We start from the raw sequence: 408 nt of genomic DNA on the forward strand, positions 1-408 counted from the left end.
GAAAATATTGATTCTTATCGGCCCGATGATTCATTTCTTGCGGTAATAGACTCTCAAATCAACAGCAAGGAAGACTTATTAATAGGTATATTTCATAATCTAAAGTTGCCAGATTACTTCGGGTTTAATTGGGACTCCTTAAATGATTGCTTAAGAGATCTTCATTGGATAAGTGAGAATGTAGTAGTCATTGTGCACAAGGTAATACCTCACCTGAAAGAGGAAGAGTTGATGATCTACTTGACGCTATTGGATGAGGCTATTCAGGACTGGGAAGGTGATCAAGAACATTCTTTGGAAGTAGTATTTCCAAAAACTTCTGAACACGCTTTAAAAGAACTAATTGATTCATGAATTTGATATCTGTTTTAGTTTAGCATTAGTAAGAAGAATAAATTTTTTCATCAC

General features: G+C 34.3%; 1 protein-coding gene. It reads left to right on the plus strand.

The window, feature by feature from the left end:
- A partial coding sequence (locus KIH41_RS18065) for a barstar family protein (protein ID WP_214163342.1) occupies nucleotides 1-354 on the plus strand: 354 nt, incomplete at its 5' end.
- Nucleotides 355-408: the final 54 nt, after the last annotated feature.

The organism is Litoribacter ruber (assembly GCF_018500185.1).
Taxonomy (GTDB): Bacteria; Bacteroidota; Bacteroidia; order Cytophagales; family Cyclobacteriaceae; genus Litoribacter; species Litoribacter ruber.